Origin of the sequence: Roseomonas sp. TAS13 (genome assembly GCF_001950415.1) — a bacterium.
GTDB lineage: Bacteria > Pseudomonadota > Alphaproteobacteria > Acetobacterales > Acetobacteraceae > Roseomonas > Roseomonas mucosa.
The window spans coordinates 1-11,908 of record NZ_BDLP01000120.1; the positions used below are offsets into that span (position 1 = coordinate 1).

Consider the following 11,908-nt stretch of genomic DNA (forward strand, 5'->3'; position numbering starts at 1 on the left):
TTCGCCTTACGGTGGAGCTGTGCGTAGATGTGATCAAGAGACAGGATGAACTGGGCGCCCCCCGCGCCGATATCCCCGATCCCGGCCCGCGTCCGGAGCCCGTGCGCGGCGCGCCGACGCCGGAAGGGCTGGCGCGCACCGTGGCGGCCCTGATGCCCGAGGGCGCGATCATTTCCGACGAGAGCGTGTCCTATGGACGGGGTTTCTATCCCCAGACCCATGCCGCGCCGCCGCATGACTGGCTGCAACTGACCGGCGGTGCGATCGGGGACGGCATGCCCGTCGCCACCGGCGCCGCCATCGGCGCGGGCGGGCAGCGGCGCGTCATCAGCCTGCAGGCGGATGGCTCGGCCATGTACACCTTGCAGTCGCTCTGGACCCAGGCGCGGGAAAAGCTGCCGGTCACGACCATCATCATCGCCAACCGGAAGTACCAGATCCTGCTGGGCGAGTATCTGGGCGTGGGCGCCAATCCGGGCCCGACCGCGATGAACATGCTCGACCTGGGCAACCCGGACCTGGACTGGGTCAAGCTGGCCGAGGGGATGGGCGTCGAGGCCGCCCGGACGGAGAGCCTCGACGGGCTGGCGGACCTCCTGGCGGGGAGCCTCGGCCGGAACGGTCCCTTCCTGATCGAACTGCTCGTGTGATGCGGATGGCGGCCTGGGCCCCGGGCAGATTCCCGGGGCAGGTTCCCGGGGGCTGGCCGGGCGGTGCTGGTGGCCTTTGCCGCTTTGCCTTCATGGGCTGCGGCGGACCGCCACGCGGGTCGTTCTCGTATTTTAGGGTTTTAGGACTTTAAGGTTTTAGCCCTTTATTCCTTCGGATGGGTGCGAGGCCTGGCCCCGCCGTCCATTCGAAGGGGATGAGATCCGACGGTGCTGATGGAGGCACAGCAGATCGTGCGGCGATGGTGTTGATTATATTCCTATAGCGCGGCGGCGGTGCGGAAGCAAGCCGCGTCTGCTGCGGCCTGCGCCAAGCCCTTAGCGCAACCCCATGGCACGGTCGCGGGCGCTGTTCACATGCTCGCCCATGGCATCCGCGGCCCGCTGCGGGTCGCGCGACCGGATGGCGGCGATGACCGCGAGATGCTCCTCCATGGTTGGCAGCAGGACGGTCTCGTTCAGCCGGGTCTGCTCCTGCTTGATCAAGCGGATCTTGATGGAGTTGACGCGGTAGATGTCGGCGATGATGGAGTTGTTCAGGGCATTGATGATGCTGGTGTGAAGGCTCCAGTCGATGTCCTGGGCGTGCTGCACATGCGCGGCGGTGATCCCGCCGCTCGCGGCGGCCGCCCGGCACTCGCCGATGATGGCCTGATGCTCGCTCTCCAGCGCCGCGATCGTCTCGTCGCTAGCTGTGCGGGTGAAGCTCGCCACGGCCTCCCGCTCCAGGAAGAGGCGGAGCTGGAAGGCTTCCCGGATCAGGCCCAGATCGACATGGGGGATCTGCATGCCGCGATTGGGCACGGTGCGGACCAGCCCCTCCGCCTCCAGGCGCGGGATCATCTCCCGGATCGCCGCGAGCGGAAGCTGCGTCATCTCCACCAGTTCCCGCTGGGAGATGAACTGGCCCGCGCGCAGGTCGCGCGCGAGCAGATGCCGCGTGAAGCTGTCATAGGCGCGGGACCGGAGATTGGGTGAGTCCCGGTCCAGCAGGGCCTGTTCGACGATGGCGACCATCCGCGTTCCTATGAGGTGAAGATCGCCCGCAGGCGTGCCCCGAGCGCGCCGGCCTCCCCGGCAGACAGGGGCAGCAGCGGTGCACGGGGGATGGCCCAGGCGGGATCGCCGGTGCGCGCCGCGACCAGGGCCTTCACGGCGGGCGTGACAGGGTATTTCAGGAGCTCGTCCACGGCCTCGTCCATGGCCGCGTCCGGTTCGCCCGTTCCGATCATCCTCAGCAGGCGATCGGGATGGATATTGGCCATGCCGGAGATCGCGCCCTGGGCGCCGATCCGCACGGCCTGCGCCAGACGGCGCTCGTCGCCGATGAGGATGACGAGGTCGCGATGCGCGGCCAGCAGCGCCTGCGCGTAGGCCCAGTCGCCGGAGGAATCCTTCACGCCGAGGATCGCCTGGGGATGGGCCTCCCGCAGGCGGGTGATCAGGGAAACCGGAAGCGGGACCGCCGTGACCGACGGGATGTTGTAGAGGATGACATCCCGCGCCGCATCGCCCAGCCCGTCCAGGAAGGCGCCGAACCACCGGAAGAGCCCCTCCTCGCTCGGGTTCTTGAAGTAGAAGGGCGGCGCCAGGAGGATGGCGCGGCAGCCATGGTCGTAGGCCAGGCGGGCCTGTTCCAGCGCGTCCTCCATCGCCGAGGCGGCGACGCCCGCCACGACGGAACGGCCGAAATCGAACCCCGCCTCCGCCAGCGCCGCGAGGATCGCGCGCCGGGCGGACAGGCCGATCGAGGCGCCCTCCCCCGTCGTGCCGAAGACCGTGACGCTGTTGCAGCCCTGTTCCAGGCACCAGCCGGCCTGCGCGACCAGCCGCGCGAGGTCCACGGCGCCATCGGCCTCGAAAGGGGTCGTGAGGGCGCAGGAGAGGCCGAAAGGCTGGGTGTCCCGGGGCATGTGTTCCACTCCCTTCGCCCCTGACAGGGCGGTGTTATGAAGCCGACATGTTACTCCCCTCGAACCATGTTGCAAGCTTCACGCGGGGCGGCTATGGGAATCGCTCATGGATGACCGCCGCCTCCGCGACAGGAAGGCGGCGAGCCCCGGAGAGGGCTGGGCGGCGATGCCGTCCCGAAGATCCGGCCAGGCGGGTGATACCGCCGAGGGGAGTGGAGGAACGTATGGCGGAGCTGCGCATGCCGACGCGTCGGCGGCTTCTCGGCACGGGAGCGGCACTCGGGGGAATGGGGCTGCTGGGCGCCCGGTCCTCCTGGGCCCAGGGCGGGAGCGGGATCAACTGGCGCAAGCACGCCGGAACGACCATCGAGGTCTCGCTCATCAGGAGCCCGCGCGGCGATACCCTTCAGCGCCACCAGAAGGAGTTCGAGGACCTCACCGGCATCAAGGTGAATGCCGAGCAGACGCCGGAGCAGCAGCAGCGGCAGAAGGCCACCATCGAGCTGGCCTCCGGCAAGCCGAGCTTCGACGTGGTGCATCTCAGCTATCACGTGCAGAAGCGGCAGTTCGAGAAGGGCGGCTGGCTGGCCGACCTCACGCCCTACATCAACGACCGCGCCCTGACGCCGCCGGACCTGCTGTCGGACTTCTCCGAGGCCGGGCTGACCTTCGCGCGGGACGGCAAGGCCATCGGCGGCCTGCCCTGGTCCGTGGACTACTGGATCCTCTACTGGAACAAGGAGCTCTTCGCGCAGAAGAAGATCGCCTTCCCGGCCACTTTCGACGAGATGGTCGCGGCCGCCGAGGCGCTGACCGATGCGCGCAGCCGCACCTACGGCTTCGTGGCGCGCGGGCTGCGCAATGCCAACACGCCCGTCTGGACCACCTTCATGCTCGGCTACGACACGCCGTCGGTGGATGCGAAGGGCGAGCTGCGCACGGATACGCCCGAGGCGATCGAGGCGGCGAAGCTCTACCAGCGGCTGATGAGCAAGTCGGGGCCGCCGGGCATCTCGGGCTTCAACTGGGCGGAATGCCAGTCGGCCTTCCTGCAGGGCCGCATCGGCATGTGGCTGGACGGCATCGGCTTCGCCCCGCCGCTGGAGGACCCGGAGAAGTCCCGCGTCGTGGGCAAGGTCGGGTACGGGCTGATGCCCAGGGGGCCGAAGGCGCATGCCGCCGGCACCTTCGGCGACGGGATCGGGGTCGCCGCGGCCTCGGCGAAGAAGGAGGCGGCCTATCTCTACTGCCAGTGGGCGGTGTCGCGGGAGATGGGCGCGCGGCTGCTGCAGACCGGCTCCGGCGTGCCCTTCCGCAACTCCGTGCTGGCCGATCCCGAGGTCCGCAAGGGGGTGAAGATGCCCGGCGAATGGGTGGATGCCGTGGCGCAGTCGGCGGCGGTCAGCCGCCTCGCCCTGCCGGTCATCATCCCGGTCACCGAGTTCCGCGACGTCTATGGCGTGGCGCTCACCAACATGATCTCCGGCGCCGACCCGGCCACGGAGCTGAAGCGCGCGACGCAGGAGTTCCGGCCGGTGCTGGAGCGGAGCGAGCGGGCATGAGCGTGGCCGCCTCGGCCGAATCGCCGGCGGAGCCGCGGGCGGCGCCGGGCGGGGCGGCCCTTTCCACCGGCGGCGGCGACCATCTTCGCCGCGGCTACTGGGCCTTCGTGCTGCCGGCCCTCTTCACCGTCTGCGCGGTGATCCTCTTTCCCTGGGTCTTCACCCTGTGGATGAGCCTGAACGAGTGGCGCGTGGGCGAGAGCCATCATCTCGTCGGGCTGGCGAACTACGCCAGGCTGGCCGGGGATGCGCGCTTCCTCGAATCGCTCTGGCACACGCTGCTCTACACGGTGCTGTCGGTGGTGGCGCCGCTGGTGCTGGGCACGGCGGCGGCGCTTTTCTTCCACAAGGAGATGCCGCTGCGCGGGCTGTTCCGGGGCATCTTCGTCATGCCGATGATGGCGACGCCGGTGGCCATCGCCCTGGTCTGGACGATGATGTTCCACCCGCAGCTCGGCGTGCTGAACTACCTGCTCTCGCTGGTCGGCATCGGGCCGCAGGAATGGGTCTTCCATCCGGCCACGGTGATCCCCTCGCTGGTGCTGGTGGAGACCTGGCAGTGGACGCCGCTGGTGATGCTGATCGTGCTGGGCGGGCTGGCCTCGCTGCCGCAGGAGCCCTATGAGAGCGCGCATATCGATGGCGCGAATGCCTGGCAGCGCTTCCGCTATCTCACCCTGCCGATGCTCGGCCCCTTCCTGATGGTGGCGGTGATCATCCGCACCATCGATGCCTTCAAGAGCTTCGACATCATCTACGCCATCACCCAGGGCGGCCCGGGCACGGCCTCGGAGACGATCAACCTCTACCTCTACAGCGTGGCCTTCGCCTATTACGAGGTCGGCTACGGCTCCGCCATCGCGGTGGTGTTCTTCGTCTTCATCGTGCTGCTGTCGCTGCTGCTGCTCCATCTGCGCCGCCGCGCCGACCGCGCCGTGCGGGGGGCCGCCTGATGGCCCGCACGCTGATGCGCAAGCTCGGGATGATCCTCTGCGGGCTGCTGGTGGTCTCGCCAGCGCTGCTCTTCTTCGTCTGGATGCTGTCGCTGTCCCTCAAGTTCGAGATCGACAACGGCGCCTACCCGCCCATCCTGATCCCGGACCGGATCGCCTGGAAGAACTACGCCGGCGTCTTCGAGAGCAACAACTTCCTGCTGTACTTCTGGAACAGCATCGTCGTCACCGGCACCGCCACCCTGCTCGCGCTGCTGGTCGGCGTGCCGGCGGGCTACGGCATCGCGCGGCTCGGCGCCCATCGCGCGGCGGTGGTGATCATGATCGCCCGCATGACGCCGGGCCTGTCCTTCCTGATCCCGATGTTCCTGCTCTTCCAGTGGCTGGGCCTGCTGGGCTCGCTGGTGCCGCAGATCGTCATCCATCTCGTGGTCACGGTGCCGATCGTGATCTGGATCATGATCGGCTATTTCGAGACCACGCCGCTGGAGCTGGAGGAGGCCGCGATGATCGACGGCGCCAACCGGTGGGAGATCTTCCGGCAGGTGGCGCTGCCCATCGCCAGGCCCGGCATCGTGGTGGCCTTCATCCTGTCGGTCATCTTCTCCTGGAACAACTTCGTCTTCGGCATCGTGCTGGCCGGGCGGGAGACGCGGACCCTGCCGGTTGCCGTGTACAACATGCTGTCCTTCGAGCAGGTGAGCTGGGGCCCGCTGGCCGCCGCGGCGCTGGTGGTCACGCTGCCGGTGCTGATCCTGACCATCGTGGCGCAGCGCCAGATCGTCGCCGGCCTCACGGCGGGGGCGGTGAAGGGTGGCTGATCCCCGCCCCGCTTTGCCGGCGCGGCCCCTTGGCCGCTCCGGGCTGACGGTTTCCGCCATCGGCTTCGGTGCCGCGCCGCTGGGCGACCTCTATGCGCGGATGGAGGAGGGCGTGGCCATCGGGGCGGCCGTCGCCGCCATCGAGCAGGGCGTCACCCTGCTCGACACCTCGCCGCTCTATGGCCATGGCCTGTCGGAGCACCGCTGCGGCACGGCGCTGCGGATCGCGGGGCGCGAAGGCGTGGTGCTGTCCACCAAGGCCGGCCGCTGGATGGAACCGCGGCAGGGGCGCGGCGACGGCTCGGGCTATCTCGGCGGCCTGCCGCACCGGGCGGTGGTGGATTACTCCCATGACGGCACGCTGCGCAGCGTCGAGCAGTCGCTGCTTCGCCTGGGCACGGACCGGATCGACCTGCTGCTGATCCATGACGTGGACCGCTGGACCCATGGCGATGCCGTCGAGCGGCGTTTCCGCGAGGCGATGGAGGGGGCCTATCCCGCCCTGGACCGGATGCGCCGCGAGGGGGTGGTGAAGGCGATCGGCGTCGGCGTCAACGAGAGCGCGATGTGCGCCCGCTTCGCCCGCGCGGGCGATTTCGACGCCATGCTGCTCGCGGGCCGCTATACGCTGCTGGAACAGGGGGCGCTCGACGATTTCCTGCCCCTCGCGCTGGAGAAGGGCATCGGCATCCTGCTGGGCGGCGTCTTCAATTCCGGCATCCTGGCGACCGGCGCCGTGCCGGGCGCGAAATACAACTACCGGGACGCGCCGCCGGCGATCCTCGGCGCGGTGCGTCGCATCGAGGCGATCTGCGCCGCGCATGACGTCCGCCTCGCCGACGCGGCGCTGCATTTCGGCCTCGCGCATCCGGCCGTCTCCTCCGTGGTGCTGGGGGCGGGCAGTGCCGGGGAGGTCGGGCGCAACCTCGCCGCCCTGGAACGTCCGGTTCCCCCCGCCTTCTGGGCCGCGATGCGGGATGCCGGGCTGCTGCGCCCCGATGCGCCCGTTCCGATATGAGCGCCGCGCTCTCACCCCGGATCGACGCGCACCAGCATTTCTGGGCCCTGTCCCGGGGCGACTATGGTTGGCTGACGCCGGAGATGGGGGCGATCCACCGGGATTTCGGCCCCGGCGATCTGGCGCCCCTGCTCCGCGAGGCCGGGATCGGCGGCAGCATCGCCGTCCAGGCCGCGCCCACGGAGGCCGAGACCCGATACCTGCTCGGCATCGCGGCGACGGAACCCGGCGTCCTGGGCGTGGTCGGCTGGAGCGACCTGGAAGCCCCCGATGCCCCGGCCGCTCTCCGGCGGCTGGCGGCGGACCCGCTGCTGGTCGGGCTGCGGCCGATGCTGCACGACCTTCCCGACGACGAGTGGCTGTTGCGCCCGGCGCTGCTGCCGGCGGTGGAGGCGATGCAGGCGCTGGGGCTGGCCTTCGACGCGCTGGTGAAGCCTCGCCACCTGCCCTCTCTGCTCCGCTTCGCGGAGGCCCATCCCGGGCTCGCGATCGTCATCGATCACTTGGCCAAGCCTGCCATCGTGGAGGGGCCGGGCACCCGGTCCTGGCGCGGCTGGGCGGAGGGCATGGCGGCGCTGGCGCGGCTGCCGCATGTCCACTGCAAGCTCTCGGGCCTGATCACCGAGGCCGGGCCCGGCTGGAGCCTGGAGGGTCTGCGCCCCTATGCGGAGCGGGTGCTGGAGCTCTTCGGGCCGCGGCGCGTGATCTGGGGCAGCGACTGGCCCGTGCTGCGCCTGGCGGGAACCTATTCCGGCTGGTGGGAGGCCACGGCCGCGCTCCTCGCCTCCCTGCCGGCGGATGACCGGGCGGCCATCCTCGGCGGCAATGCGGCACGGACCTATCTCGGCAAGCGGGGGCGCAAGCCATGCTGAAGACCATCCATCCCCTCCTGACGCCGGACCTGCTCTGGGTCCTGGCCTCGATGGGCCATGGCGACGACCTGGTCCTGGTGGATGCCAACCATCCCGCCGCGGCCATCGCGCGGTCCACCGCATCGGGCCGCCTCGTCATCCTGCCGGGCCTGCGCATGGCCGAAGTCGCGGCGGCGATCCTGACCCTGCTGCCGATCGACGATTTCGAGCCCGGCCCGGTCCGGCGTATGGAGGTGGTGGGCGCCCCCGGCGAGGTTCCGCCCATCCAGCGCGAGGTCCAGGCGGAGCTGGAACGGGCGGTGCCGGGGCTGACCATGCAGGGGCTGGAGCGCTTCGCCTTCTACGACGCCGCCCGCAGGGGCTTCGCCGTGGTTCAGGTCGGCGATGCCCGTCCCTATGGCTGCTTCCTGCTGCGCAAGGGTGTTATCGCCGGGCACTGAGCACGGCCCGTGGCCGGGCGGGTCAAGAATGGCTCCGGAAGAACAAGGAGAGCGAGGGGAAATGGCGTCCGTCACCATCGACAACGTCCGCAAGGCCTATGGCGCCCATGCGGTGATGCACGGGGTGTCCATCGACATCCCCGACGGCGCCTTCGTCGTCCTCGTCGGCCCGTCGGGCTGCGGCAAGTCCACCCTGCTGCGCATGATCGCCGGGCTGGAGACCATCACGGGCGGCACGATCAGCATCGGCCCGAGCGTGGTGAACGACGTGCCGCCCAAGGATCGCGACATCGCGATGGTGTTCCAGAACTACGCGCTCTATCCGCACATGACGGTGGCCGAGAACATGGCCTTCGCCCTGAAGCTGAAGAAGGCGAGGCCAGAGGAGATCCTCCGGAAGGTGCGGCCCGCGGCGGAGATCCTCGGCCTGTCCAGGCTGCTCGACCGCCTGCCGCGCCATCTCTCGGGCGGGCAGCGGCAGCGTGTCGCCATGGGCCGGGCCATTGTGCGCGACCCGGCGGTCTTCCTGTTCGACGAGCCGCTGTCGAATCTGGATGCCAAGCTGCGCGTCCAGATGCGCACGGAGATCAAGGCTCTCCACCAGAGGTTGCGCACCACGATGATCTATGTGACCCATGACCAGATCGAGGCCATGACCATGGCCGACCAGATCGTGGTGATGCAGGACGGGCGCGTGGAGCAGATCGGTGCGCCCCTGGAACTCTACGACCGCCCGGCGAATGTCTTCGTAGCCAGCTTCATCGGTTCGCCCGCCATGAACCTCCTGCCCGGCACCGCCGTGGAGGGCGGCGTGCAGCTCGGCGACGGGATGGTCCTGCCGTTGCCCGCGGGCTCGCCGGTCGCGCCGGGCCGCCGCGTGACCTATGGGATACGGCCCGAGCACCTTCTGGTCGGAGAGGGCGGGCTGCCGATGGTGGTGGATGTGATGGAGCCCACGGGCTCGGAAACGCAGGTCTTCGGGCGGCTGGGGGAACACCGCTTCATGGGCAGCTTCCGCGAGCGCATCCAGGTCGCGCCCGGCGAGGTCCTCCCCATCCACTGGGACACCCGCCTCGCCCATCTGTTCGACCAGGCGGACGGGCTCCGCGTGGAAACCTTCCGGCAGGACCTCGCCGCCTGAGGCGGCGCGAGGCCATCGCCCGGAGGGCGTCCCCACCCCCGGCGATCTCGTCCCCCCCGTATCAGCAAGCACCGTGCCCGGAACCACGGCCGACGGACATGTGCGGCCGGGGCACAGCCCCGTGCCCTGGGCATGGCCGTGTCAAAGATAGGGTGTTACATCGGGAGGCGATAGCTTACATACACCGACGTCAATCATGGGATGTGAACATTGAAGGCCATCGTCTTGTGTGCTGGCCAGGGGCGTCGTCTCCTGCCGTTTACGGAGCAGACCCCGAAATGTCTCCTTTCCGTGGGTGGCAGATCCATCCTTGGCTGGCAGCTTCTGGGACTGGCCAGGTCCGGGATTCGGGAGGTCACGCTCGTCACGGGGTTCCGGGCCGAGGCCATCGAGGCGGCGCTGCCCGGCATCACGCCCGCGGGCCTGACGGTCCGGACCCTCTTCAATCCTTTCTTCGGCGTCGCCGAGAACATCGGCAGCTGCTTCCTGGTCCGTGACCTGCTGCGGGCGGCCGACACGGTGCTGCTGAATGGCGACACCTTGTTCGAGCCCGCGGTGTTGCGCCACCTGCTGGCAGCCCCCGCCGCAGACATCACCGTCACCATCGACCGCAAGTCCGCCTATGACGCCGACGACATGAAGGTTTCGGCGGATGGGGCGATCCTCCGCGCCATCGGCAAGACCCTGTTGCCGTCCGAAACGAATGGCGAGTCCATCGGCATGCTGCGTTTCCAGGGCACGGGCGGCGCGCTCTTCGCCGATGGGCTGGAAACGGCACTGCGCCAGCCGGAAGGGCTGCGCCGCTGGTATCTCTCCGTCATCCATGCCCTCGCGCAGACGGGACAGGTCCGGGTGACCTCCATCGAGGGCCTCAGCTGGGGCGAGGTGGACTATCCGGACGATCTCGCCGAGGCGGAGGCGCTTGTCCGCTCCTGGGCCACGCCCACCCCGGCCCTGGCCGGGTGACGCCGAGGTGATCATGCTCCCGACGCGGAATTCGCTTCCCCGACGCCTGGGGTCCTTTGCCACCCTGCCCGATGCCCTGAACTACGCCGCCGGTGGGGAAACGGGCCTGAATTTCCATGATGGCCGGGGTGAACTGGTCAGGGCCTTGTCCTACCGCGAGTTGCGCGAAACGGCGCGCCGCCTGGCAAGGCAGCTGATCGGCGCCGGGCTGGAGCGCGGAAGCCGCGTGGCCATCGTCGCCGAGACACGGCCCGATGTGGTGGAGGCCTTCCTGGCCTGCCAGTATGCGGGCCTGGTGCCGCTGCTCCTGCCCCTGCCGGTCGCCTTCGGCGGGCGCCAGACCTATATCGAGCATGTTTCCCGGCTGACCCTGGCGGCCCGCGCCTCGGCGCTCTTCGTGCCGGAGGCCCTGCAGCCCTGGCTGGCACCCTTTGCCGCCGAGGCCGGGCTGACGGTCTTCGGAACCGTGGCGGGGCTGGCCTCGGCTCCGGAAAGCGCGGCCGACCCGGTTCCGCTGGGCGAGGACGAGATCGCCTATCTCCAGTTCTCCTCGGGCAGCACGCGCTTCCCCATGGGGGTGGCCGTTACGCAGCGGGCGCTGATGGAGAACATCCGCGCCATCCTCCGGCACGGGCTGCAGGTGGGCGAGGAGGACCGGGCGGTGTCCTGGCTGCCGCTCTACCATGACATGGGCCTGGTGGGCTTCATGCTGGCGCCCCTCGCCGGGCAGGTGACGGTGGACTACCTCTCGCCGCAGGAATTCGCGCGGCGGCCGCAGCTCTGGCTGAGGCTGATCTCCGCCAACCGCGCCACCCTCTCCTACAGCCCCAGCTTCGGCTACGAGCTCTGCACCCGGCGGGGGCGCCCGGACCCGGCCAAGGGCCCGGCCCTCGACCTTTCCTCCTGGCGCGCCGCGGGCATCGGCGGGGACATGATCCGGCCGCACGTGCTGGCACGCTTCGCCGAGACCTTCGCGCCGGATGGCTTCCGCGCGGAAGCCTTCGTGCCCAGCTACGGCATGGCCGAGGCGACCCTCGCCATCAGCTTCGCACCCCTGGGCAAGGGGCTGGCGACGGACATGGTGGACCTCGACCGGCTGGAGCGGGAGGGCGCCGCCATGCCCCCCGGCGACGGGTCGCGGCTGCGGGAATTCGCCCTGTGCGGCCCCCCGGTTCCGGGCACCGAGCTGGAGATCCGCGACGCCACCGGCGCCGCGCTGCCCGAACGGCAGGTGGGGCGCATCCTGGTGCGCGGTCCGGGGCTGATGCAGGGCTATGACGAGCGGCCCGAGGAAAGCACCGCCGTGCTTTCGGCGGATGGCTGGCTCGACACGGGCGACCTCGGCTACCGCCTGAACGGACAGGTGGTGATCACCGGCCGCGCCAAGGACCTGATCATCGTCAACGGCCGCAATGTCTGGCCGCAGGACCTGGAATGGTCCGTGGAGCAGTCGATCCCCACGGCGCGCAGCGGCGACGCCGCGGCCTTCTCGGTGGAGGAGGACGGCGCGGCTGTCTCTTGATCACATCTACGCACAGCTCCACCGTAAGGCGA

General features: G+C 69.7%; 12 protein-coding genes. 10 read left to right on the forward strand and 2 right to left on the reverse strand.

All coding sequences use genetic code 11. The annotated features are described in order from the left end of the window. On the forward strand, window positions 1-650 hold a 650-nt coding region (locus ROTAS13_RS11325; RefSeq protein WP_253187662.1), incomplete at its 5' end, for a thiamine pyrophosphate-dependent enzyme. 336 nt (window positions 651-986) lie between these two features. On the opposite strand, the gene ROTAS13_RS11330 is transcribed toward ROTAS13_RS11325, so the two are convergent. Beyond that, the gene (locus ROTAS13_RS11330) at window positions 987-1,685 is read right to left on the reverse strand and encodes a GntR family transcriptional regulator (protein WP_075822384.1); all 699 of its coding nucleotides are present in this window, start codon (window positions 1,683-1,685) and stop codon (window positions 987-989) included. Window positions 1,686-1,693: 8 nt separating this feature from the next. Next, window positions 1,694-2,581: a dihydrodipicolinate synthase family protein gene (locus tag ROTAS13_RS11335; RefSeq protein ID WP_019460899.1), complete on the reverse strand. Its 888-nt coding sequence runs from the start codon at window positions 2,579-2,581 to the stop codon at window positions 1,694-1,696. Between the two features lie 239 nt (window positions 2,582-2,820). Here ROTAS13_RS11335 and ROTAS13_RS11340 point away from each other — a divergent pair, with 239 nt between their 5' ends. The 9 genes from ROTAS13_RS11340 to ROTAS13_RS11380 all read left to right on the forward strand — a co-directional run bounded on the left by ROTAS13_RS11340 (window position 2,821) and on the right by ROTAS13_RS11380 (window position 11,876). Further along, the gene (locus tag ROTAS13_RS11340) at window positions 2,821-4,143 is read left to right on the forward strand and encodes an ABC transporter substrate-binding protein (RefSeq protein ID WP_139323321.1); all 1,323 of its coding nucleotides are present in this window, start codon (window positions 2,821-2,823) and stop codon (window positions 4,141-4,143) included. Beyond that, on the forward strand, window positions 4,140-5,096 hold the full coding sequence (locus ROTAS13_RS11345; RefSeq protein ID WP_099780905.1) for a carbohydrate ABC transporter permease: 957 nt from the start codon (window positions 4,140-4,142) through the stop codon (window positions 5,094-5,096). Before ROTAS13_RS11340 ends, ROTAS13_RS11345 begins: the two co-directional genes overlap by 4 nt. Further along, on the forward strand, window positions 5,096-5,917 hold the full coding sequence (locus ROTAS13_RS11350) for a carbohydrate ABC transporter permease (RefSeq protein WP_019460902.1): 822 nt from the start codon (window positions 5,096-5,098) through the stop codon (window positions 5,915-5,917). The genes ROTAS13_RS11345 and ROTAS13_RS11350 overlap by 1 nt, the downstream gene beginning before the upstream one ends. After that, complete coding sequence (locus ROTAS13_RS11355) at window positions 5,910-6,935, forward strand: aldo/keto reductase (RefSeq protein ID WP_075822386.1); 1,026 nt, start codon at window positions 5,910-5,912, stop codon at window positions 6,933-6,935. Before ROTAS13_RS11350 ends, ROTAS13_RS11355 begins: the two co-directional genes overlap by 8 nt. After that, window positions 6,932-7,807, forward strand: coding sequence for an amidohydrolase (locus ROTAS13_RS11360; protein WP_075822387.1), 876 nt, complete (start codon window positions 6,932-6,934; stop codon window positions 7,805-7,807). Before ROTAS13_RS11355 ends, ROTAS13_RS11360 begins: the two co-directional genes overlap by 4 nt. Beyond that, window positions 7,801-8,247, forward strand: a complete 447-nt coding sequence (locus ROTAS13_RS11365; protein WP_019460905.1) for an RbsD/FucU family protein — start codon at window positions 7,801-7,803, stop codon at window positions 8,245-8,247. Before ROTAS13_RS11360 ends, ROTAS13_RS11365 begins: the two co-directional genes overlap by 7 nt. A gap of 61 nt (window positions 8,248-8,308) precedes the next feature. Beyond that, window positions 8,309-9,388, forward strand: a complete 1,080-nt coding sequence (locus tag ROTAS13_RS11370) for an ABC transporter ATP-binding protein (RefSeq protein ID WP_075822388.1) — start codon at window positions 8,309-8,311, stop codon at window positions 9,386-9,388. Window positions 9,389-9,613: 225 nt separating this feature from the next. After that, window positions 9,614-10,354 (forward strand): NTP transferase domain-containing protein, encoded by a 741-nt coding sequence (locus ROTAS13_RS11375; protein WP_253187664.1) that lies wholly within the window; start codon window positions 9,614-9,616, stop codon window positions 10,352-10,354. Window positions 10,355-10,367: 13 nt separating this feature from the next. Continuing rightward, a complete protein-coding gene (locus ROTAS13_RS11380) occupies window positions 10,368-11,876 on the forward strand; it encodes a fatty acyl-AMP ligase (protein WP_253187663.1) in 1,509 nt (502 codons plus the stop codon). Window positions 11,877-11,908: the final 32 nt, after the last annotated feature.

What these genes read in the sequence shown, in the direction of transcription:
- ROTAS13_RS11335 (WP_019460899.1), bottom strand. Translation starts at nt 2,581, where the DNA reads ATGCCCCGGGACACCCAGCCTTTCGGCCTCTCCTGCGCCCTCACGACC.
- ROTAS13_RS11345 (WP_099780905.1), top strand. Translation starts at nt 4,140, where the DNA reads ATGAGCGTGGCCGCCTCGGCCGAATCGCCGGCGGAGCCGCGGGCGGCG.
- ROTAS13_RS11365 (WP_019460905.1), top strand. Translation starts at nt 7,801, where the DNA reads ATGCTGAAGACCATCCATCCCCTCCTGACGCCGGACCTGCTCTGGGTC.
- ROTAS13_RS11340 (WP_139323321.1), top strand. Translation starts at nt 2,821, where the DNA reads ATGCCGACGCGTCGGCGGCTTCTCGGCACGGGAGCGGCACTCGGGGGA.
- ROTAS13_RS11360 (WP_075822387.1), top strand. Translation starts at nt 6,932, where the DNA reads ATGAGCGCCGCGCTCTCACCCCGGATCGACGCGCACCAGCATTTCTGG.
- ROTAS13_RS11330 (WP_075822384.1), bottom strand. Translation starts at nt 1,685, where the DNA reads ATGGTCGCCATCGTCGAACAGGCCCTGCTGGACCGGGACTCACCCAAT.
- ROTAS13_RS11350 (WP_019460902.1), top strand. Translation starts at nt 5,096, where the DNA reads ATGGCCCGCACGCTGATGCGCAAGCTCGGGATGATCCTCTGCGGGCTG.
- ROTAS13_RS11380 (WP_253187663.1), top strand. Translation starts at nt 10,368, where the DNA reads ATGCTCCCGACGCGGAATTCGCTTCCCCGACGCCTGGGGTCCTTTGCC.
- ROTAS13_RS11370 (WP_075822388.1), top strand. Translation starts at nt 8,309, where the DNA reads ATGGCGTCCGTCACCATCGACAACGTCCGCAAGGCCTATGGCGCCCAT.